General features: G+C 33.3%; 22 protein-coding genes and 1 other annotated feature. Of the genes, 3 read left to right on the forward strand and 19 right to left on the reverse strand.

Annotated features, from left to right (window positions below; translation table 11 throughout):
• Positions 1–58 precede the first annotated feature (58 nt).
• On the forward strand, positions 59–2,611 hold the full coding sequence (locus tag FC45_RS03640; protein ID WP_006587800.1) for a YfhO family protein: 2,553 nt from the start codon (positions 59–61) through the stop codon (positions 2,609–2,611).
• A 64-nt stretch (positions 2,612–2,675) separates the two neighbouring features.
• Here FC45_RS03640 and greA read toward each other — a convergent pair whose 3' ends face one another.
• The 5 genes from greA to FC45_RS03665 all read right to left on the reverse strand — a co-directional run bounded on the left by greA (position 2,676) and on the right by FC45_RS03665 (position 8,168).
• The gene (gene greA, locus FC45_RS03645; protein ID WP_006587799.1) at positions 2,676–3,152 is read right to left on the reverse strand and encodes a transcription elongation factor GreA; all 477 of its coding nucleotides are present in this window, start codon (positions 3,150–3,152) and stop codon (positions 2,676–2,678) included.
• A 66-nt stretch (positions 3,153–3,218) separates the two neighbouring features.
• Positions 3,219–5,627 carry a phenylalanine--tRNA ligase subunit beta gene (pheT, locus tag FC45_RS03650; RefSeq protein WP_006584456.1) on the reverse strand — a complete coding sequence of 803 codons (2,409 nt, stop codon included), beginning with the start codon at positions 5,625–5,627 and terminating at the stop codon, positions 3,219–3,221.
• Positions 5,628–6,677 carry a phenylalanine--tRNA ligase subunit alpha gene (gene pheS, locus FC45_RS03655; RefSeq protein WP_006584455.1) on the reverse strand — a complete coding sequence of 350 codons (1,050 nt, stop codon included), beginning with the start codon at positions 6,675–6,677 and terminating at the stop codon, positions 5,628–5,630.
• Positions 6,678–6,712: 35 nt separating this feature from the next.
• Positions 6,713–6,916 (reverse strand) — a binding site (T-box leader).
• Positions 6,917–6,974: 58 nt separating this feature from the next.
• Positions 6,975–7,325 carry a winged helix-turn-helix transcriptional regulator gene (locus FC45_RS03660; protein WP_006584454.1) on the reverse strand — a complete coding sequence of 117 codons (351 nt, stop codon included), beginning with the start codon at positions 7,323–7,325 and terminating at the stop codon, positions 6,975–6,977.
• 75 nt (positions 7,326–7,400) lie between these two features.
• Positions 7,401–8,168: a TrmH family RNA methyltransferase gene (locus FC45_RS03665; RefSeq protein WP_057706386.1), complete on the reverse strand. Its 768-nt coding sequence runs from the start codon at positions 8,166–8,168 to the stop codon at positions 7,401–7,403.
• An 84-nt stretch (positions 8,169–8,252) separates the two neighbouring features.
• On the opposite strand from FC45_RS03665, the gene FC45_RS03670 reads away from it, so the two are divergent.
• The gene (locus FC45_RS03670) at positions 8,253–8,528 is read left to right on the forward strand and encodes an acylphosphatase (RefSeq protein WP_006584452.1); all 276 of its coding nucleotides are present in this window, start codon (positions 8,253–8,255) and stop codon (positions 8,526–8,528) included.
• A gap of 55 nt (positions 8,529–8,583) precedes the next feature.
• Positions 8,584–9,552, forward strand: coding sequence for a membrane protein insertase YidC (yidC, locus tag FC45_RS03675; RefSeq protein ID WP_006587798.1), 969 nt, complete (start codon positions 8,584–8,586; stop codon positions 9,550–9,552).
• Between the two features lie 61 nt (positions 9,553–9,613).
• Here yidC and rbsU read toward each other — a convergent pair whose 3' ends face one another.
• The 14 genes from rbsU to FC45_RS03745 form a co-directional block, all read right to left on the reverse strand.
• Complete coding sequence (gene rbsU, locus FC45_RS03680) at positions 9,614–10,501, reverse strand: ribose/proton symporter RbsU (protein WP_006584450.1); 888 nt, start codon at positions 10,499–10,501, stop codon at positions 9,614–9,616.
• A 97-nt stretch (positions 10,502–10,598) separates the two neighbouring features.
• Positions 10,599–11,204: a response regulator transcription factor gene (locus FC45_RS03685; protein ID WP_006584449.1), complete on the reverse strand. Its 606-nt coding sequence runs from the start codon at positions 11,202–11,204 to the stop codon at positions 10,599–10,601.
• A 2-nt stretch (positions 11,205–11,206) separates the two neighbouring features.
• Positions 11,207–12,316 carry a sensor histidine kinase gene (locus FC45_RS03690; RefSeq protein WP_006584448.1) on the reverse strand — a complete coding sequence of 370 codons (1,110 nt, stop codon included), beginning with the start codon at positions 12,314–12,316 and terminating at the stop codon, positions 11,207–11,209.
• Positions 12,317–12,335: 19 nt separating this feature from the next.
• Entirely contained in the window at positions 12,336–13,073 is a 738-nt protein-coding gene (locus FC45_RS03695; protein ID WP_006584447.1) for an ABC transporter permease, read from the reverse strand.
• A 2-nt stretch (positions 13,074–13,075) separates the two neighbouring features.
• Positions 13,076–13,945, reverse strand: coding sequence for an ABC transporter ATP-binding protein (locus FC45_RS03700; protein ID WP_006584446.1), 870 nt, complete (start codon positions 13,943–13,945; stop codon positions 13,076–13,078).
• 127 nt (positions 13,946–14,072) lie between these two features.
• Positions 14,073–15,641 carry a HAMP domain-containing sensor histidine kinase gene (locus FC45_RS03705; protein ID WP_057706388.1) on the reverse strand — a complete coding sequence of 523 codons (1,569 nt, stop codon included), beginning with the start codon at positions 15,639–15,641 and terminating at the stop codon, positions 14,073–14,075.
• Positions 15,616–16,338: a response regulator transcription factor gene (locus tag FC45_RS03710; RefSeq protein WP_006584445.1), complete on the reverse strand. Its 723-nt coding sequence runs from the start codon at positions 16,336–16,338 to the stop codon at positions 15,616–15,618. Before FC45_RS03710 ends, FC45_RS03705 begins: the two co-directional genes overlap by 26 nt.
• A gap of 174 nt (positions 16,339–16,512) precedes the next feature.
• Complete coding sequence (locus tag FC45_RS03715; RefSeq protein WP_006584444.1) at positions 16,513–17,058, reverse strand: YceD family protein; 546 nt, start codon at positions 17,056–17,058, stop codon at positions 16,513–16,515.
• On the reverse strand, positions 17,058–18,209 hold the full coding sequence (locus tag FC45_RS03720; protein ID WP_006584443.1) for a nucleotidyltransferase: 1,152 nt from the start codon (positions 18,207–18,209) through the stop codon (positions 17,058–17,060). Before FC45_RS03720 ends, FC45_RS03715 begins: the two co-directional genes overlap by 1 nt.
• A 2-nt stretch (positions 18,210–18,211) precedes the next feature.
• Entirely contained in the window at positions 18,212–18,559 is a 348-nt protein-coding gene (gene rsfS / locus FC45_RS03725) for a ribosome silencing factor (protein ID WP_006584442.1), read from the reverse strand.
• Between the two features lie 2 nt (positions 18,560–18,561).
• Positions 18,562–19,170 (reverse strand): bis(5'-nucleosyl)-tetraphosphatase (symmetrical) YqeK, encoded by a 609-nt coding sequence (gene yqeK / locus FC45_RS03730; RefSeq protein WP_006584441.1) that lies wholly within the window; start codon positions 19,168–19,170, stop codon positions 18,562–18,564.
• A complete protein-coding gene (locus FC45_RS03735; protein ID WP_006584440.1) occupies positions 19,163–19,792 on the reverse strand; it encodes a nicotinate-nucleotide adenylyltransferase in 630 nt (209 codons plus the stop codon). Before FC45_RS03735 ends, yqeK begins: the two co-directional genes overlap by 8 nt.
• Positions 19,793–19,805: 13 nt before the next feature.
• A complete protein-coding gene (gene yqeH / locus FC45_RS03740) occupies positions 19,806–20,915 on the reverse strand; it encodes a ribosome biogenesis GTPase YqeH (RefSeq protein ID WP_006584439.1) in 1,110 nt (369 codons plus the stop codon).
• A complete protein-coding gene (locus FC45_RS03745) occupies positions 20,900–21,430 on the reverse strand; it encodes a YqeG family HAD IIIA-type phosphatase (RefSeq protein ID WP_006584438.1) in 531 nt (176 codons plus the stop codon). The genes yqeH and FC45_RS03745 overlap by 16 nt, the downstream gene beginning before the upstream one ends.
• Positions 21,431–21,467: the final 37 nt, after the last annotated feature.

Consider the following 21,467-nt stretch of genomic DNA (forward strand, 5'->3'; position numbering starts at 1 on the left):
TATATCCCAATGTTAGTTTCAATGTTTTTTAAATCTTAATCAAATGAAGAAAATGAAAATGAATTATCAAAACAAACACATTAATACAATCTTATATTTATTGAGTTTTTTTATTCCCTTTGCCATTTTTGCTAGTTACTTTACTATGCATGGTATGAGAATCCTAACAGTTGATTTAGGACAGCAATATATTGATTTACTTGCCTTTTATAAAGATCACTTCTTTAACCCAGCAACATATAACTATAGCTTTACCAATGGCTTAGGTGGTAGTTTAATAGGTACTTTCTTTTATTATCTAGCTAGTCCCTTTAATATCCTCTTGCTTTTTTTCACTAAAAGCCAACTGCCAATAGCTATTTATTGGCTTATTTCACTTAAAGTAGGAACAGTCGGCTTAACTAGCTATTATTATTTTCAAAAAAATTATCAAAAAATCTATTCCTTAGCTGGCAGTATTGCCTTTGCATTATCAGGCTATATTATTGCCTATAATTTAAACTTGATGTGGCTCGATAGCCTAATATTATTGCCACTATTAATTCTTCAAATTCGCAAAACTGGTCAAAAAAATTGGTTAATTCTTGTGACCTTCTTACTATGGGTTACTAATTTTTATACGGGCTATATGGCTTTAGTATTTGGATTTTTCTATTTTTGTATTTACTTATACAACCATCCTACTAATTGGCAAAAGAAATTATTCAACTACTTGGCCAAATCTGTTATTGCAACCTTATTAGCTGCTTTTGCCTTAATTCCCACAATATATGAAATAATTAATAATAAAAATAGTAGTGCTGTCTTTAATTGGGGAATTCAATTTACCCCTTATAAGATGTTAGGTAAATTTATTTCCGGCTCTTATACATTCCATGAGATGCAAACTGGATTGCCTAATGTATATATTACAGTCCTACTTTTTCTGGTTAGTTTAACCTATTTTTTGAGCAACAAATTCAGTCTTAAAGAACGTTTTAGTAATGCGCTTTTAATTCTATTTTTATTTGTTTCTTGCTGGTTTAATCCCTTAGTTCTATTTTGGCATTTAGGCCAATTCCCAACCTGGTATCCAGCTCGCTTTAGCTTTGTTATTAGCTTTTTGTTAATTGAATTTGCACTTAAAGTTTTATCAAAGCAAGCCAAATTTTCAATTGCACAATTAATATTAATTATTTTAGTATCAGTTGGTTTATTCACTTGGTTATTAACCAAAAATAGGTTTGAGTTTTTAGACCATAATAAAGTATTAATCAGTTTAGTTTTTGCTGCACTTTTAATTATTATTGTAGCTGCCTTTCCTTTAAGAAATATCCTAGTACAAGGAATAATCTTGAGTTTGACGATTATTGCTACTGCCTTAAACTTAAGCTCAAGCTTAAATAGTATTTCTTACCAAGTAAATGAAGACTACAGTAACTTTACTGAAAATGTTGCAAATGCTACTACTATCATTAAAAGGCATGATAGTAGTTTATATCGTTTAGAAAAGACTTTCTCTCGTTCTGACGATGATCCATTTAGTGATAATTATTATGGTCTTTCAGTCTTCAATTCAATTGCTAATTCTAAAATTACTAACTTTATTAGTTATCAAGGCTTAGCTCATAATTCCAATGCTTTTATTAATAAGTTTTCTACTCAAGTATTGGATTCATTGCTGGGAGTAAAATACACCTTACAGCCTTATTACGGTAATGATAACGTTAAGACTAGTCAGCGAATGAAATATAATAATCAACTATATCGTACTGATATTAATTCCATGGCTTTTGGTGGCGACTTTAAACAAATATCTTATGCAATTAATCAAACAGCATTACCTTTGGCGTATGTTTCTCAAAGAAATTGGGCTACTAATTACTTTGAAAATGAACCAATCAAAAACCAACAATCTTTTTATACTGCTGCAACTGGTGACAAAACTAACTTGTTTACCACAATTAACTTACCAAACGCCCAACTAGAAAATGCTAAAACCAATGGTAATTTTAACTACCAAAAAAAGGTTTTCTCACAAACAGCAACTGTTTCCTTTACTTTTACACCTCAAACAAATAATTCATATTATTTACAATTACCAGCTAATTTAACTGGAAAAGTTGCTTCACTTACTATCAATGGGGAAAACGTTGATATAGAAGCTCGCTACGATCAAGTCAGACTTATTAATATTGCTAACAAGCAAAAAGGAAAGAAACTAGTACTTACATTCACGTTATTAAAAAATAAAGCCAACTTAGCTAATATTGTTATTTGGGAATTAAATTCAAAGCATCTTACTGATACTTTGATTAAACTTAAGGAAAATCAACCCACTGTAAAAGAAATAAAAGCTGGAACTATTGAGACTTCAACTTTCACAACTAGTGGAAGTCAAACACTTAGAACTAGTATTCCTTATGATAATAATTGGGTTATTTATGACAACGGTAAAAAAATTAACTACACTAAATTTACAAATACCTTTTTAGAAATTCAGTTAGTTGATGGAAAACATCAAATAAAATTTGTTTATGTTCCTCATCAATTCTATTTAGGCCTCTTAATAAGTCTAATAACTGGAATTTGTCTTTTAGCATATTATTTTTATCATAAGCGTAACCAATAAAAATCATTACAAAAAGAGCTGATACAATCTGTATCAGCTCTTTTCTCATATATAAAACTACTTATTAAGCTTTAACATCATTAATAACAACGTCAAAACTTCCACCTGGTGTATTGATTGAAACAGTATCGCCCTTATGCTTACCAAGCAATGCTTGAGCAATTGGTGAGTCGTTTGAAATCTTACCATTTAATGGATCTGATTCATCAGAACCAACAATAGTATAAGTTTCAGGATCATCTTCACCAACTTCAGTATAAGTTACAGTTTTTCCAACTGAAACTTCATTGGGATCAACACTATCAGCATCAATAACATCAGCATATTTAAGCATTTGTTCAACTTGTGCAATCCGTTGTTCTACAGCACTTTGTTCATCCTTAGCCGCATCGTATTCTGAGTTTTCTGATAAGTCACCATATGAACGAGCGACTTTAATTCTTTCAATAACTTCTGGACGTTTAACAAGTTTTAATTCTTTAAGTTCTGCTTCAAGCTTTTCTTTACCTGCAGCAGTCATTGGATATGTTTTTTGTGGCATATTAATCTCCCTTTATTGATATTTCACCAGTCAATAATATTTAATTCACTAATGAAAGTCAATAGATTAACGTACTTCTACTTCTAATTGACTAGTTAAAGCTTCACTAACTGCACTAACTGCCTTAGTTACAACTTCATCTGTCAAAGTTTCTTTTTCGTTTAAGAATGTTAATTTATAAGCCAAACTCTTCTTACCCGCTTCAATATGCTTACCTTGATATACATCAATTACATCAAGTTTAACTAAGTATTTACCTGCATTTTCACGAATAACATTTGCTACTTCATCACTGGTTATATTTTCAGCCACTAACAATGACATATCACGTTCAACACTTGGATACTTAGGAGCTGGCATAGATTTAGTTTCTCCATCCATAAGTGGCAAAATTAAATCTAAATTAAGTTCATAACCATATAATTCTTTTCCACGTAAATTCTTATCAAATAAGTTAAGTAATGGTGCAATTTGTCCAATAAAACCAACATATTGATCATTAATATAAATTCCAGCAGTTCTAGTTGGGTGCATACCTGGTAACTTAAGAGCCTTATATTCAATCTTGGCAGAAGTTTTAATTACAGCATCAAATAAACTTTCAACTTGACCCTTAACATAGTAAAAATCAATCTTTTCGTCAATATGTTGCCAGTTAGTTTCTTCAGCTGTACCAGTATATAATGCAGCTAAATGAGTATGTTCGTTATATTCATCACTTTCATGGTCATATACGCGACCTTGTTCAAAAATTCTAACTTCATTTTGTTTACGAGCAAAGTTATAACTAGCTGCTTCAACCAAACTAGCCATTAAGTTCTGTCTCATCGTTGTTCTAGCAGAATTAAGTGGCCATTCAACTTTAACAGGAGCTAAGGCTTTTTCTTCAAATAAAGTTGCCAATTCTTCACTAGTTAATGAGTAATTAATAGTTTCAACAAGTCCCTGGGCTTCAACTAAGTGACGTAAATGTCTTACTTTTGTTTCATCTGCATTATAGCCACCATGTGTTTGACCAAGTACCGGTTGCGTTGACTTAATATTATCATAACCATAAATTCGGCCAACTTCTTCAACCAAGTCAGCTTTAATTGAAATGTCCCAACGTCTACTTGGAACAATTACAGTAACTTCATCACCTGAGACTTTAGTTTCAAAGTTTAAACGATCAAAAATTGCTAAAATTTCTTCATTTGATAATTCAGTACCCAAGATCTTATTAAAGTAGGCAAATTTAGCAGTAATTTCACATTTAGGCTTTTCTTCATTTTGAGCATAAATAATCCCCTCATTAACTGTACCTTCAGCATGATTTCTAAGAAGTAAAGCTGCCATATTGAGAGCTTTTTCTGTATTATCCCAGTTAAGGCCCTTTTCAAAGCGAGCTGATGATTCACTTCTTGCATCATGACGTAAAGCAGCCTTTCTGACTAATGCAGGATCAAAAACAGCACTTTCTAAAATAACATCAGTTGTTGCTGAAGTTACTTCAGAATTAAGGCCACCCATAACACCTGCCAAAGCAACAGGCTTAGAACCATCTGTAATTACGATATCTTCAGTATCTAACTCTAATTCATTTTCATTAAGTAAGGTTAACTTCTCGCCCTTCTTAGCTAAGCGAACTTCGCACTTACCAGCAAAGGCATTTGCATCATAAGCATGCATTGGTTGGCCAGTTAAAAGCATGATGTAATTAGTAGCATCAACCACATTATTGATTGGACGAATTCCAGCATTCCATAAACGAATTTGCAACCAAAGAGGACTTGGAGCAATCTTTACATTGGAAACTTTTCTCATCAAGAATTTTGGTGCTAATTTCTTATCTGCACTAACACTCAATTCTTTAGTCCAATCACTACCATCACCTTTTAAAACAACATCTTCGATTTTAGGCTTTTGACCAACAATAGCACCTACTTCATATGCTGCTCCTTCCATAGAAAGAGTATCAGCACGGTTAGGAGTAATATCAAAATCTAAGATGTAGTCATCCATTCCTAAAGCTTCATAAACATCAGTCCCAGGTTTAATTGCATCAGGAAATACAAAAATCCCATCCGCAAATTCTTGTGGCACTACACTATCGCTGAAGCCAATTTCTTGTAAACCACAAATCATCCCATTTGAAACAACGCCACGAATTTTACCACGCTTAATCTTTTCATTGCCAGCAATTCTAGCCCCGTGTAAAGCTACAATTACATATTCACCAGCTGCAACATTAGGTGCCCCACAAACAATTTGAATTGGTTCATCTTCACCAATATCTACTTGGGTAATATGCAAATGATCTGAATCAGGGTGCATTTCACACTCTAAGACATGACCAACAACTAGCTTTTTTAAGCCTTCCATTGGATGATCAACTGATGCTATTTCAATCCCAGTTCTGGTGATTTTTTCAGCCAATTCATTGGGATCAATATCTAATTTTAAGAAATCTTGTAACCACTTGTATGAAACTAACATCTAGTCTTCCTCCTGACGAAATTGTGTTAAGAATCTAATGTCATTAGTATAGAAATCACGAATATCATCTACACCATACTTCAAAATTGCAAAACGGTCTAACCCTAATCCAAAAGCAAATCCACCATAAACTTCCGGATCTAAACCAGCATTTCTAATAACATTAGGGTGAACCATACCTGCACCTAATACTTCTATCCAACCAGTGTATTTACATACTGGGCATCCCTTGCCATCACAGTTAAAGCAAGAAACATCCATTTCAACACTAGGCTCAGTAAATGGGAAATAACTTGGTCTCAAACGAGTTTCCCTATCTTGACCAAAGACATGCTTAGCAACTGCTTCTAAAGTCCCTTTTAAATCTCCCATAGTAATATTTTTATCAACAACTAACCCTTCCATTTGGGCAAATTGATGTGAGTGTGTTGCATCATCATCATCACGACGGTAAACCTTACCAGGAGATATCATCTTTAAAGCACCATTTTCAAAATCATGCTTCTCCATAGTTCTAGCTTGAACAGGGGAAGTTTGACTTCTTAAAAGGTGACCATCATCTACAAAGAACGTAGCTTGCATGTCACGAGCTGGGTGGTCCTTAGGCAAGTTAAGCATTTCAAAGTTATAATGCTCTGTTTCAATTTCAGGACCTTGAACTACTTGGAAGCCCATACCGATAAAGAATCTTTCTAAATCATCTTGAATAATTCTAATTACATGTTTAGAACCCAGGCGAGTTTTTCTACCTGGTAAGGTAACATCAACTGCTTCCGCTTTTAATTTTTCAGCAACTAATTTTTCTAATAAGTCTTTTTTAGCATCATCAAGCTTTTGGTTAAATAAGTCACGTAATTCATTAACTTTTTGACCAACTTCTCGACGATTTTCAGGAGCAACTTCCTTCATTGAGTGAAGAATTTCAGTTAATCTTCCTTTTTTACCAACTAAAGTTACCCTTACATCGTTTAACTTCTTTTCATTTTCAGCTTTTCGAATTTGTGCTAAACCTTCATCACGCAATTTAGCCAATTTTTCAAATAAATCCATACTACGTCCCTTTCTAAACAAAAAAGCCTCGCCCCAACAGGGACGAAGCTTCGCGGTACCACCCTCGTTTAGGGATAAAGTTATCCCTACACTTAACTTTCGATAACGGGAAATACCGGAATTGATTAAAATTCAACTTACAAGGTGAAATTCATAAGCTATAACTTAGATTAATCTCAGCTAAATAATCCTCTCTGTTAAGTAATAAACTTATTACTAGCCTTGCTTAACGTTTTTATCTTTATTGTTATAGTTAGTATCTTAAAACTTTTAACAAAAACATGCAACCAGTATTCTTTATACTTCCCAGCGATCTGCCCACTCATGAACTTGATCAAAGACTGGTTTTAATTCTGCACCTTTTTTAGTTAGCTTATACGTAATGATACCTGCATCTGAGACTGAACGCTTGACGATCTTTAATTCTTCTAATTCTTTTAATCTTTCCACTAAAACACGATCTGAACACGCATGAACAGCATTAGCTAAGTCCTTAAACCGCATTGGCGTAAAGCTACATAAGGAACTAATAATCAATCCATTCCATTTCTTGCCAATAAAAGCAAAGGCGTTGATAAAGTGTTCACAATTTTCATATTTATTATGACAGCCTTGACAGCCATCTTTTTCTTCAGAAGTAGTTGACATATGTCTTCCTCCTTTAAAAAATTTATTATTAATTTTATTATACTTGTTTTCACTTACTAATTACAAGTGAGCAACTTAAGCAAAATGATAAATCATAATTCCAGCTGCAATTGCTGCATTTAAAGATTCAGCTTGACCCTTTATAGGTATAAACAATTTTTCATCAGCTAAATTTACAGCCTCATCACTAACACCATTAGCTTCATTACCGATGATTAAGGCTAATTCTTTAGTTTTTTCAAAATCAGGTAATTCCTTAGCTTCATCATCTAAAACTGATGCATAAACTGGAATATAGTTTTCCTTAAATTGTTCAATTGTCTTCAAAAGATCTGCTTTAATTATTGGCAGATGGAATTGACTTCCTTGCATTGCTCTTTGAGTTTTTGGATTATATAAATCAGCACAGTTTTCTGATAAGACAACGCCATTAAAACCAGCAGCATCTGCTGTTCTAATAATTGTACCAATATTACCCGGATCAGCTAATGAATCGAGCAATATCCATTTACCAAAATTAAAAGTAAAATGCTTAGGCTGGTTTATTTTTAAAACCATAAACACATCTTGAGAATTAGTTGTCGCGCTAAGATGTTTCGCAACTCGTTCGTTAATTTGAATCAAGCGTTTATCAGTCAAATCTAATTGGTACTGAATATTTAACTTTTCAAATGCTGCTGGAGTTGCTAATAAATATTTAAAATTGAGTTTACTTTTAAATGCTTCATCTACTAAATGAAAACCTTCAATTAAATAATATCCTTCTTGCTCACGATATTTTTTCTTATTGAGCTTAGCCAAATTTTTGATTGTTTGATTAGTTGTTGATGTAATTTTTTGCATATCTTTCTCCTTAGTTCACTACACTATTTTATGTTAGAAGCTTAAAATATTAAATAGTAGATTGTATTCATAAGGAGAAAAATTATGGAAACAAGAGAAATTCATGTTTATGGCCTAGTTCAAGGGGTCGGATTTAGATGGTGTACTCAAATATTAGCTAAGAAATTTTTCTTAAAAGGTTGGGTAAGAAATGAAAATGATGGTAGCGTAACTATCCTTATCCAAGGTAAAGATTATATTTTAGACAAATTTATTCAAGAATTGCCGGATGCGCAAGGGCCAACTGCTAGAATTGATAAAATTGAACAAAAGCAGTTGACAAATGTAGCACCATTGACCCGTTTTACGGTAAAATATTAACAAGTTGTTTTTTTAAAACAGAGACTATATAGAAATTAAGTGGTGTATTTAATTAATGAAAAAAAATAAAAAGATTTTACTATTAGTTAGTTTAGTAGCCATGTTAGCAATTATCCTAACAGGCTGTGCAGCCTACAAGACTGGTGCAAATGCAGCACCTAAAGGTGGCTTTTTTGGATTAATCTATCAATTTATTGGTATTCCCATTAGAAATATCATGTTAGCAACTGAAAATGCTATTGGTGGCTCTAATGGTGCTGGATGGGCAATTGCGATTATTACTGCAGTAATTCGCTTCGTTCTTCTACCATTAATGCTTTCAACTTCAAAGAAATCAACGATTCAACAAGAAAAAGTTAGTCGTTTGCAAGATCAATTCAAGTTAATCCAAGATGCGTTAAAAGATCGCTCTTTAACTCCTGATAAGCAAATGCAAATTAGCCAACTTCAACAAAAAGTATATCGCGAAAATAACTTAAGTATCACTGGTGGAATTGGCTGTTTACCTTTATTAGTCCAATTTCCATTTATGATTGGTATTTATCAAGCTGTTGCTTATTCAGATGCTTTATATAAATCGAACTTTTTTGGAGTATCACTTGGTAAGCCATCATTACTCTTCGCAATCGTTGGTGCGCTCTTTTACTTGGCACAAAGTTTATTAATGCTTCGCGGAGTTAGTGAACAGCAACGAGCAGCAATGCAATCAACTGTTTTCATCAGCCCATTGATGACATTATTCATTTCAATGTCAACACCTGGTGCCTTAGGTCTTTATTTCTTAGTTGGCGGAATTATTGCTTTAATTCAACAAGTAATTGTAACTTACATTATCTTGCCAAGAGCCAAAGCAAAAATCGACGCCGAATTAAAAGAAAAGCCAATGAAGGTCGTAGTAACAAAAGAAATAATTGATAATATTATTTCTGATAATACTAATACTGGTAATTCAACAAGTTCAACTACTGCAGAAGATGAGCTACGTAAGCGTAATGCTGGTAAGCAAAAGCGCAATGACAAATAAAACAATTAAAAAGGTCCTCTACTTACATAAGTAGAGAACCTTTTTTTGATATTTATCTTTATTAAACCAAAACAGTCATTGAAGCAGCAACAACAATTAAGACTAATCCTAAAACAGTTACAAACATTTCTCTTTTAGCCTTATTTTGTCCTAGTAACCAAATACCTGATAAAGTTGCCAAAACTACTGAAGTTTGTGAAAGAATAAAGCCAGTAGCCAGGCCGTTCATATTTGGTTGGGCAGAAATTAAATAAGTTAAAGCTGCAAAGGCAAAGAAAAAGCCTGAAATAATATGCTTGTATGAAATCTTTTCTTTAATTGCTGACTTTCTTTGGTGCTTTAATGATAAGAAGATAGCATAAACTACAGAGACTAAAACCATCCCTGTTGCTTGTGGCAAGAAGGCTTGCAACCCTGACACATGAGCAGCTTGTGGAGCAGCTGAATATGCCCAGTAACCTACTTGGCCAATTACTAATAATAAGATGGCTTTTTTCAAGGTTTGCTTATCTTCATGGCTCTTATTTTCAGTCCAAACAGTAAGCCAAGCGCCGCAAATGATTAGGATTAAGGCTAAACTCCCCACTGTCTTGTCAAAGCTGCTTGGCCAGTCACCAAGAGCTAACACGCCCCAAAGTGAAGTCACGATTAATTGTAAAGCGGTTGAAATTGGCATTGCACGTGATGATCCAATCAAAGTGAATGATTGGAAGGTAATGATTTGTGCACTTGCCCAACCAATTCCAGATAAAACTGAAAAGACAAAATTCATCCCAACTGGTAATTGAATTTTAAGGGATAAAGTAACAATTAATGCAAAAATAAAGGTTCCAATCGTTGAACCTAAGATTTGATTCTCAGGTTTTCCACCAATTTTACTTGCAATTGTTGGATATAAACCCCAACCCACAAAAGGTCCTAGACCGATTAAAATTGCGAATGTATTCATATTAAGTCCTCATCTCAGAATGTATAATACCGCTTTCATAACAGTACAAGATGAAATTTTATCACACTTCGCAATCGCTTTCAATAGATTTTTTAAATTAAATCCAACCCTTATCACGCGCTAGGTTAAGTGCTTCCAAACGTGACGCAGTTCCTGTCTTACTGAGAATAGAAGAAATATAGTTTCTCACCGTTCCTTCTGACAAAAACAACCTTTGAGCTAACTCTTTAGTAGTTGCTACTTGTTCAAGCATTTTAAGAATTTCTAACTCTCGTTTAGTTAATGGATTATCGACTTCATTTAAGACGCCACTAACAAGCTTGGGGTCAAAGACAGTGTTGCCTTCTAAAATGGCTCTAATTGCCTTTACCAGCGAATCACTAGGACTATCTTTTAAGAGATAACCATCAACTTTTTGAGCTAATGCTTCCTTAAAATAATTAGCCCGAGCAAAGGTAGTTAGGATAATGATTTTTCCTGGATAATTTTGCTGGCGCAACTCTTTAGCAATTTCTAGACCGCTTTGTTTGGGCATTTCAATATCTAGTAAGGCTACGTCCACTTTTAAATCCATTATTTGCTTTGCTACATCTTCACCAGTTAGACTAGTCCCCACTACTTCAAAGTCATCTTCTAAATCAAGTAACATCTTTAGAGCTGAATTTAACAACTCTTGATCTTCAGCTAAATATAAACGTCTCATAACTACTCCTTAGGTAGGCTAATACTAATTTCTACCCCATTTTTATCAGAAATTGCAAAGCTTCCCTTTAACTTATCAACTCTAGCCTGCATCCCACTAATGCCAAAATGCTCACGACTGGAATGTTTATTAGTTTTATTTTTAAAGCCAATACCGTTGTCTTTAATTTTGACAAAATAGTTATTGCTATCTTCATTAAAATCAATCTTAACTAAATTGCCGTGGCTATAACGAATAGCATTGGCAATGGCTTCTCTAATAATAAATGATAACTCATTTTGAATATTATTAGGCCAGGCAAAGGCTTGTTTTTGATTCTCTGTTGTTAAGTCAAATTGCGCGTTTTCCAAGTTTTCACTCTCAACTGCCAAGACTTGGACCAACTTTTGTTTACGTAAATCAGCTACAATTTCACGGACTAAGCTTAGATTGTCCCGAGCGTTCTTGCCAATTTGTTGAATTTGCTTCTTAGCTAAGGCTGGATTTTTATCTACAAGCTTTTCAGCTAGATCGGCGCTAATTGCCAGGGTTGAAAAGACTTGCCCTAAATTATCATGTAATTGTCCAGCAATTCGGTCACGTTCAGATTGCTTAACAATGATTGATAAACGCTGATAATCCTGCTTTAAAGCGAATCTTTTTCTTTGAGAAATCGCAAATGAATGGGCAAAAAAGACACTAGAATAAGTAAAAATTAAACCAAAAGCTAAATTAACGTCAAGCCCCTGTTTAAGCACAGAGAAGATAGCACAAGCTGTAATTACAGTCAGATAAAGAATTACACGTTTCATAAAAATATGAGGCTTAATTTCACTAAAACCAATGCAAAAGCCAGCAAAGATAAAATTATAGTAATATTGGTAGTTAATCACCCATAAAGCTGCAATAATAATCATGCCGATGATTTCCCAATCATATCTGGGAATCTCATCTCCATAAGAATCACGATAAAATTTGGCAAATGGAATTAAGGCTAAAACGCAAACCCAATCAAGTAAGCTTTTAAGTGGCAAGGCAATAAAAAAAGCTACCAGCAAAAACAATAAATAGTAATAAGGCATGGCCCCATACTTTTTTGGAAAGAGGACATGCCTATTTAAAAATTCTTCCAATCTTTTTTCTCCTTAGTAATTAGGCTTTACGACCCTTTGTTTTAATAACAAGTCCTAAGATTAAAACTAGCACAATCAGCCAAATGAATAAAGTTTGTAATTGACTAGTGGCCAAGTTTTGTTTTAGGAGTAAGTTTAAACTTAACTCTGAAACTGGATGACCTAACATAATTTTGCCAAGTTTTTGCAAATAATCTGGCATGATGCTTAATGGCCACCAAAGCCCTGACAAAATTGCGATTGCAAACATGAGTAAGTTAGCCAATGCTCCAACCGCATTCTCATCACCAACAAAAGAAATTAGCACACCAATTAAGGCAAAAGGAATACACAAAACCGGCACTGCAACTAGTAAAACGAGCCAATTTTCAAAAGACAAGTTTACCTTATTAACAAATACACCTACTAAAGCTACGGCGCTAATTGCAACTAGATTCATAATTTCAAATACGACAAAGATATTGGCATAATAACTAGTTAAACTAGCAGGTGATAACTTAACAAAGAGCTTAAATCCATTTTTATCATCACTTGATAATATTCTGGAAAGTGTCGTCAGTGAATTAACTAAAATACCATAAACAATCATACTGACTAAAAACCGTTTATTCCAACCTGCTGGAGCATTACTAATTGCAACTTTAGTATAAATTAAGTAAAAAATCGCAGGAAAAGAAATGGTAAAAATAAAGAAGAAGGGATTTCTAAGTAAGAAGCGTTTTAGATTAATTTTTAATTGATAAGCGAAATTTTTCATGATTAGTCCTCCATCCACTTTTTCATTAAGCTTTCGAGATTACTTTGAGAGATTTCAAGATTTTCAACTTGTTTGATATATTTGATAAAGCTTGGCAAAAATGTGTTTAAATTACTTACTTTTAAAACATAATGGTGGTTATTTTCAGTAATTTCTGCTAAAGCTGGTAATTTAGTAAAACTTTCTTTTTCAAGCTGACTGACAAATTTAACTTGAGCAGTCTGGTTTTGTTCTTTCATTTGCTCTAAACTGCCATCAAAAACTAAGCGATGATTATTGATAATCAAATAACGGCCTGCTACTTTTTCAAGTTCTTCTGGATAATGGCTAGTGATCAAGAAAGTAATACCCAGCTTTTTAAAACCGTTAATCTTTTGCCAGAATTCATTTCTAGCATCAACATCCATCCCCGCAGTTGGCTCATCTAAGAAGACTAACTTAGGATTTCCTGCCATTACAATTGCAAATGAAACTCGCTTTAATTGGCCACCTGACAACTTATCAGTGAATTTATCTAGTAAAGTTTCAATTCCTGCTAATTCTACTAATTTCTCAAAAGATAATGGATTTTGATAAAAAGATCTCGCTAAATTTACTGCCTCTTTTACTTTTACTCTGTCTAATCTAACTGAATTTTGTGACATGACCCCAATCAGATTGCGGTCAGGCTTAACTTGTTCAAAGATTTTAACAGTTCCAGAATCTTTAGTAATTAAATCATTAAGGAGTCTAATCAAAGTGGTTTTTCCTGCACCATTTTTTCCAAGTAAAGCTACAATTTCTCCGGCTTCAATTTTGAAATTAATATTACTTAAAACGGGCTTTTTATTAAATGATTTAGATACATTATTTACTTCAATTGCGTATGTCATTAATTCTTCCTCCTTTAACTATCTCTAGTTTATCGGAGAAAAAAATTATCCTGTAGTAAGTTTCATCATGATAAAAGATGACATTTGTCATAAAAAAACAGCTAGGTCAAAAACCTAGCTGTTTTAATTATTTGCCCCGTTGAGCTTTTTCTTTTTTCTTATTTAGCTGTTTAACTTCTTTTTTGCTTAAAACAGGGAAACGTAGAATAAAGTTACTACCGCTACCTAAGACTGAATCAACGCTAATTTGGCCATGATAGCTTTGGGTTAACTTTTGGGCAATTGATAGCCCTAAACCATTACCACCTTTTTCACGTGTTCTAGCCTTATCAACCCGGTAAAAGCGGTTAAAGATCTTACTCTTTTCGCTTTCAGAAATACCTTCGCCAAAGTCTTGCACGCTAACAACGGCTTCACCATCTTCAACACTTGAACTAATAATGACCTCATTACGATTAGTCGAATACTTGATAGCATTATCAATTAAAATAATTAGCAATTGCTCAAAATGACTATGATACATTTGAATCATTGTATCTTCATTTAAGTCATCATTTAAGCGCAAAGTAAAGTCCTTGTGAACTAACTGTAAGTCACTAACAACTCTAGTTAAAACTTCAGAAACATTAGTTACTTCATTAGGATATTGAATATCAATCTGTTCAGCCCGTGTTAAATCAAGCATTTCTTGAATCAAATGCTTCATTCGCTCAGCTTCCTGTAAACTGGCATCTATTGATTCATCTAAAATTTTTGGGTCATTCTTGCCCCAACGTTCAAGTAAGGAAAGATGCCCTTCGATTACAGCAACAGGTGTCCGCAATTCATGTGAAACATCCCCCACAAACTGCTTTTGTTGCTGAATATAGCCCTGAACTCGATCAAGCATTTGGTCAAAGCTTTTGGCCAATTCCCCCAATTCATCATCGCGCTTTAAATCAGGAATTCTCACATCACTATTAGGATCTTTATTAATTTGTCTAGCAACTTTTGACATAGCATTTAGTGGCCAAACGATTCCTCTAATAATAAAGTAAGAGATTAAAATAAAGATTATCGTTGCCACTATTGAAATACCAATCATCCATGCTCTAACTTTTTCCATCATCGAATTAAAGCTTGACATATCGTCTGTTACAGCAATATAACCTATAATTTTATGACTACTTGCTGAACGAATTGGCTGATAAATAGTTAAACTTTGTTTCCCTAGGTAAAGCTTAAGTTGTTCTTCTTTATGAGTTATATCTGTTACGAAATCAGCTTGATTTTTCCCATTAGAAAAGACAATATCACCAGACTTATCAAAAATTACTACACTGATATCTTGATTCGTTAAATTTTGTAAAATATCATCACTAAAGCCATTTTCAGTCGAACTAGTATTATTATCCGCAGCTGAAATTGTCGGTCCACCATTTAAAATTCGCTGAGTAGTTGGCGATAAAGCTGGAACAACATTTGAAATCTGCAATTCTTTATTAATTGAATTTAAACGATGTTCAAAATTCTCAACGACAGTTTCAGCAACTCGGCGTTCTTGATTTAAGAACTGTTGACTGACAATTGAATAAATAATTACTGAAAAAACAAGAAAAGAGACCGTAATAGTCAATGCCACAAGACTTACCCATTTCTTGACTAATGACGTATTTTTGGCCTCTTTCTTTTTAGTTTGCTTCTGGAACTGGCGCATCGTCTTCTCTTACCATGTAACCTGTACCTCTGACTGTCTTGATATATGAAGGACGGTCAGGTGCATCAATTTTATTTCTTAAGTAACGAACATATACTTCAACAACATTAGTTTCAATATTAGATTCAGGACCCCAAATCTTGTTAAGCAATTGTTCGCGACTTACAACATTATTCTTATTATCAATCAAAGTCATAAGAAGGTTATATTCACGCTTAGTAAGATCAATTGTCTTGTCCCCTCTATGTACAATTCTGTTTGCAGTTTCAATAGTTAAATCATTAAATTTAACAACTTTTTGCTTAATAGCAGTATTACTTGAAACTTTCTTTTCAATATTTACTCTACGCAAAACTGCACGTAAGCGAGCTAATAATTCTTCGATTGCAAAAGGCTTTACGATATAGTCATCTGCTCCATGATCTAAACCAGATACACGATCAATAACTGAATCTCTAGCTGTCATCATGATAATTGGAGTCGTTTTTACTTGACGCACACGACGGGCAATCTCTAGACCATTCAAGTCTGGTAACATTAAATCAAGCAAAATTGCATCGAATTTTTCATTTAATGCTAAATCCAAACCCCGGCGTCCATTGTTTTCTACAACAGTTTCATATTCTTCATGTTGTAATTCTAACTGAACAAAACGGGCTAAATTCTTTTCATCTTCAATAATTAAAATCTTAGCCATTTTTTCTAATCTCTACCTTCTATTTATTAAAATTTTAAATGATGTTATCTAAGAAGAAATATTCATTTTAAAAATAAAATAAATTTATCCTTCTTTTTAATAATTCAATAATATATTAAAAACTAAGCTTTGACAATAATCAAGCCCCAAAAGAAAAAAGCCTTAAAAAAGGCTTTAATTTTTATCGTCTTCTGGGAATAAATCCTTTAGTTTAGCAAAAGCAGGGTTGATTTTTTCATCATTTTGCTCTTCTAAACTTTCTTCAGAAACTACTTCCCAACCTGTTCCTTGAGGGAATTCATTATTTTCCTCTTCATCTTTAGTAAGAATAGTTGTTGGCAAACTCAATAATAAATTGTCTTCAACTGCGGTTTGTAAGTCGATAATATCCTTTTCAATTGGGACAATCATGTCAACTTCTTCTTTTTCTTCATTAGTTGGTTCTCGATCTAAGTAATTTTCAGTAAAAGAGAAGCTCAAATGCATTGGAACTGGTGCCAACGATCGGCTTGATGGAGCAACAATGTCTGCTTCTACTTGGAAATTTCCTGTTACAAAAGGTTCTTGATAGAACATTTGCCCCTTAACCTGAATATTATTGGCATCAAGTAATAATTCTTTAGCTCTTTCAAAAAATTCAGGTCTGGTTTCTAATTCTGTGGAAATTTCAGTTAATGGTTCTTTACTCTTTTTTATTTGAGAAAAATTAATTGTTAACATTATTTCACCTCCATTGGTTTTTGGCCAAAATTTTGATCTTGGCCAATAATTTGTTCAAATAAGCGATCTACTCTTACATCAAGAGCTAAACTACCTTTTTGACTATTTTTATGGTCAACCTTTGAAATAATTGGTAATTCAACTTCTTTACGTATCTGCTTTAAATAGTTTCTTCCTCGTTTACTATAACCTAAAAGTATAGTTGAAACATCATGACTATTGATAATATCAGTATTAGTAACTCCCAATAGGGTATATAGGCATAATCTTCTTAATCTAGAATATGTATAACGTTTAGATTTTATCCGCCTTAAAAACTCTGTAAAATCACGAGCTTCATGAATTTCAGCTTTTAACTTGTATTCCAAGCCTTCACTCATTTGATAAATTTGTTGTAAATCAGTTAAGCTAGCAGATTCAATCCTATATTTTAAAAATGGAAATAATAAATTCCAATTAGGATAAATCTTTTGCGTTAATAACTGCTCAGCTTCAGCTTTAGGAACCCACTGCTTTAAATCGGCTAAATTAGGCTGTTCAAGTAATAAATTTCTAATTGCACTTGCACTTTGAACCACTCGTTCACGCTCAAGCAAGTCATCATGATTAGCTCCAATTCTAGTGATTGGACTTAACTTTAACTTTCTAGATAAATCTGCGTTAGCAACTGCATAAGCTAATGCCAAAATAATATTTGGTTCATTAACTTCTTTGCCAACTTCACGAGCAACCATCTGATTATATTGAGTGGAATAAGTCTGAGTATAATCATTAAAGTCCATTTTATTTTTAGGAATTTGTTTAATTTTTTCACCTAAATAAGCAAAATTTAGGTTGGCATCTTCTACTCCAAAAACTAATTCCTCACAGCCTAACTTACTCAAGATTTCCATACTACCTTTTGCAAAAATATCAGCAGCTTGAACACTGGTAGCAAAAGGCATTTGAAAAATTAAATCAGCACCACTAGCTAAAGCATACTTGGCTCTAGTCCATTTATCCGTAATTGCCATTTCACCTCTTTGAACATAGTTTCCAGACATTATTACGATAATTGGATCTTCGCCAGCTTTTAATCGAGCTTGATTCATTAAAAATTCATGGCCAGAATGAAAAGGATTATATTCTGCAATAATTCCAACAACTGACATTACTAATCCTCAGGAATATCTAATTTTTTACCATTTGCCCAAAGGCTTTCAAGTCCATAAAAGTCACGAGCATCTTCAGTAAAGATATTTACAACGACATCCCCCAAATCGACTAAAAGCCAATTAGAATCACGAGTACCTTCAACACGATAATCATGATAATCGTATTCTCTTACCTTATCTAAAATACTATTAACTAATGCATGCAATTGTCGATTAGAGCTAGCGCTAGTTACAATATAAAAATCTGCTAAAATACTGATTCCACGCATATCATATGCTTCAGTAGCTTCACCGTGGCGGTCGCTTATTGCATCTAAAGTAATATCTAATAATTTTTCGCTATTCAAATTTATTTCTCCTTTTTAATTCCCCAAACATTATATGCAGCTAATGTTTTAGGATATATTTTTTGTCGATTATTCGCTAAAAATTGTAATGTATGAGCTAGTTCATAGCCAACACCTGCATCTAAGTTAGAAAAAGTAACTTCTCTTGCTTCATCTACACCAGAAAAGCTACGTCCTGGCTCAATATAATCAGCAACAAAAACAATTTTATCCAATGTCGTCATCTCAACATCCCCAGTAGTATGGCGTTTTATTGCAGTTAAAATTTCTGAATCCGTAATACTTAAATCACGTTTAATGAAATAAGTTCCAACAATTCCGTGCCAAATTGCCCGATTCCAGTTCAGTAAATCTTGATTGAAATTATTCTTTGGGTCTTTTATAACACGAATAAATTCATCATTAGCCACTTGCTTCGCATAATCATGAATAAAGCCAGCTAAAGCAGCTTTATCTTCATCATAATTATTAAGCTTTGCTAATTTTCTTGCAGTAATACTAACACCCTGACAATGCCGAAAACGAGCCTCATCCATATTAGCACGTACCTTGTTTACTAATAAATCACTAGATAAATCAGAAAAGGTTTTATTTAGATAAAAATCATTCACGATATAGCCCCCTTTGTTCAATATATTCCCGAACACTATCAGGAACTAGGTATCTAATTGAAGTACCTGTTTTCACAGCATGACGGATTGCTGTTGAAGATAGACGAATATCAGGAGCATCAACCCAAATCAGTGGATAATGCGCTTCTTGTGTATATCCAGGTCGCCGAATCCCTACTAAAGTAGCTAATCTTGCCAATTCATCTGCATCTTTCCATGTATGGAATGAATTTACCTGGTCACTTCCCATAATTAAATAATAATTATTTTCCGGCGCTTCTTTCTTAAGATAATGCATTGTATCAATCGTATAAGAAATTCCTCCTCGATATAATTCAAGGAGCATTACCTTAAATTTGGGATTATTTTTTGTAGCAAGTTCAAGCATATTAGCACGGTCTTCAGCTGGTATATTTAAAGCTAATTCTTTATGAGGTGGAATATTATCTGGAATAAACCAAACTTCATCTAAATGTAATTTGGTCATTACCTGTTCTGCTGCAACTAAGTGAGCAATATGAACTGGATTAAAGGTTCCACCCATAATACCAATTTGCTTACCTGAAATTTTTTTTATTTCTTGAGCCCTAACTTTAGGCTTATTTGCTACAACACAGTCCATTTTTATACCTCTATTAAATTAACGCACGTCTAATTCCTTGACCAATTCCTCCCGGTAAATATGTCTTAACGACAACACCAGCGGGAACTGTAATAAAACCAATGCCGCCAAATAATAAATCACTTTTAGTAGTTGGATGATAGGTTTGACCTTTCATTGCTGGTAAATTTTCATCCCCATGTGGTGGAGTTAGCAAATCACCAACATGTTTTTCATAAAAATCATCCGCATTAGTTGTTTTTGTACGATGCACATATAATCCTCGTGCAGTGTAAACAGTGAAGCTAGTTTTTTTACCACTAATAAAATCAATTCTCCCCAAACCGCCTAAAAAAAGTGTTTGTCCACTATTTAACTGATAAGTTGCTGGTTTCAGGGGTTTTTTTGGAGCGATTAAATCAAGATCTTTTGCATTTAAATATGATGCAAGTTGCTTTTCAGTCATAATTCCTGGTGTATCAACCAAATAATGACCAGAATCAAGTGGGATCTTAATTTGATCAAGTGTAGTTCCAGGGAAGCGAGAAGTAGTAATTAAATCTTTTACATCTCCCATTAAATCAATAATTGAATTAATTAAAGTTGACTTACCAACATTTGTTGTACCTACAAAGTATACATCTTGATCTTGTGATGCTTGATCTAAATAAGTAATTAAATCTTGCAAGTTTCGCTTCTTAGCTGCACTAATTAGAAAAATATCCTTAGGATAAAGTCCCATTCTGTTAGCTTCTTGGCGCATCCAATCTTTAATCTTGGATTCTTTAGAGTTAAGTGGAAAAAGATCAACTTTATTACCAACTAAAATAAAGTCATTATTTCCAACAAAACGTTTTAATGATGGAATTAGCGAATTATTGAAATCAAATAAATCAACTACATTAACAATTAAAGCCTTTTTATCGCCCAGCGAATTCAACAAGCGTAAGAAATCATTATTATTTAATTCTACTGGCATAATTTCACTATAGTGGCGTAATCTAAAACACCGCTTACAATAGATTTCTTTATCTTCTCCATCAAGAGCCTTGTTTAATGCACTCGCAGGAAGAAAACCAGCTTCATTTTCATCTTCACTTTGTAAAATAGCTCCACAGCCAATACATCTTAATTCTTCATCCATTTTAGGCTCTCCTTGAACTCAATTTTTTTGTTTATATTTAAAAAGAAAAAGATAATTTTTTCAAAAAAGCGATTAATTCTTGTATTCCATTTATCAGTTTCAACAAGTGGCTTTACTAAAACTGTCTTAACACCAGCCAAATTTCCGGCCTGAATATCAGTAATTAATTGATCGCCTACCATTATAACGTCTTCCTTTGACAAATTGTAATGCTTAAGTGCCTTTAAAATACCGAATGGCAACGGCTTTCTTGCATTAGCCCAAAATGCCACATTAAACTTACTTACTGCTTCACTTACTCGGTCTGGATTATTATTTGATATAACTATCAATTTAATTCCAGCTTTAGCTAATTTCTTATTTAAAATTGCCATTTCTTGACTACTCTCTCTAATGTTCCATGCAAGTAAAGTATTATCTAAGTCAGAAAAAACAGCCTTAATTCCCATTCTTCTTAATCCAGTGGGATCTAAATGATATATTGTATCAATCGTATAAATTGGTCTAAAAATCATTAATCTACTCCTAGTTTATGTACTCTTTATTATATGA

The organism is Lactobacillus jensenii DSM 20557 (assembly GCF_001436455.1).
GTDB lineage: Bacteria > Bacillota > Bacilli > Lactobacillales > Lactobacillaceae > Lactobacillus > Lactobacillus jensenii.

Coding starts and splice junctions, on each gene's coding strand:
- FC45_RS03640 (WP_006587800.1), top strand. CDS start 59: ATGAATTATCAAAACAAACACATTAATACAATCTTATATTTATTGAGT.
- greA (WP_006587799.1), bottom strand. CDS start 3,152: ATGCCACAAAAAACATATCCAATGACTGCTGCAGGTAAAGAAAAGCTT.
- pheT (WP_006584456.1), bottom strand. CDS start 5,627: ATGTTAGTTTCATACAAGTGGTTACAAGATTTCTTAAAATTAGATATT.
- pheS (WP_006584455.1), bottom strand. CDS start 6,677: ATGGATTTATTTGAAAAATTGGCTAAATTGCGTGATGAAGGTTTAGCA.
- FC45_RS03660 (WP_006584454.1), bottom strand. CDS start 7,325: ATGTCAACTACTTCTGAAGAAAAAGATGGCTGTCAAGGCTGTCATAAT.
- FC45_RS03665 (WP_057706386.1), bottom strand. CDS start 8,168: ATGCAAAAAATTACATCAACAACTAATCAAACAATCAAAAATTTGGCT.
- FC45_RS03670 (WP_006584452.1), top strand. CDS start 8,253: ATGGAAACAAGAGAAATTCATGTTTATGGCCTAGTTCAAGGGGTCGGA.
- yidC (WP_006587798.1), top strand. CDS start 8,584: ATGAAAAAAAATAAAAAGATTTTACTATTAGTTAGTTTAGTAGCCATG.
- rbsU (WP_006584450.1), bottom strand. CDS start 10,501: ATGAATACATTCGCAATTTTAATCGGTCTAGGACCTTTTGTGGGTTGG.
- FC45_RS03685 (WP_006584449.1), bottom strand. CDS start 11,204: ATGAGACGTTTATATTTAGCTGAAGATCAAGAGTTGTTAAATTCAGCT.
- FC45_RS03695 (WP_006584447.1), bottom strand. CDS start 13,073: ATGAAAAATTTCGCTTATCAATTAAAAATTAATCTAAAACGCTTCTTA.
- FC45_RS03700 (WP_006584446.1), bottom strand. CDS start 13,945: ATGACATACGCAATTGAAGTAAATAATGTATCTAAATCATTTAATAAA.
- FC45_RS03705 (WP_057706388.1), bottom strand. CDS start 15,641: ATGCGCCAGTTCCAGAAGCAAACTAAAAAGAAAGAGGCCAAAAATACG.
- FC45_RS03710 (WP_006584445.1), bottom strand. CDS start 16,338: ATGGCTAAGATTTTAATTATTGAAGATGAAAAGAATTTAGCCCGTTTT.
- FC45_RS03715 (WP_006584444.1), bottom strand. CDS start 17,058: ATGTTAACAATTAATTTTTCTCAAATAAAAAAGAGTAAAGAACCATTA.
- FC45_RS03720 (WP_006584443.1), bottom strand. CDS start 18,209: ATGTCAGTTGTTGGAATTATTGCAGAATATAATCCTTTTCATTCTGGC.
- FC45_RS03735 (WP_006584440.1), bottom strand. CDS start 19,792: ATGGACTGTGTTGTAGCAAATAAGCCTAAAGTTAGGGCTCAAGAAATA.
- yqeH (WP_006584439.1), bottom strand. CDS start 20,915: ATGGATGAAGAATTAAGATGTATTGGCTGTGGAGCTATTTTACAAAGT.
- FC45_RS03745 (WP_006584438.1), bottom strand. CDS start 21,430: ATGATTTTTAGACCAATTTATACGATTGATACAATATATCATTTAGAT.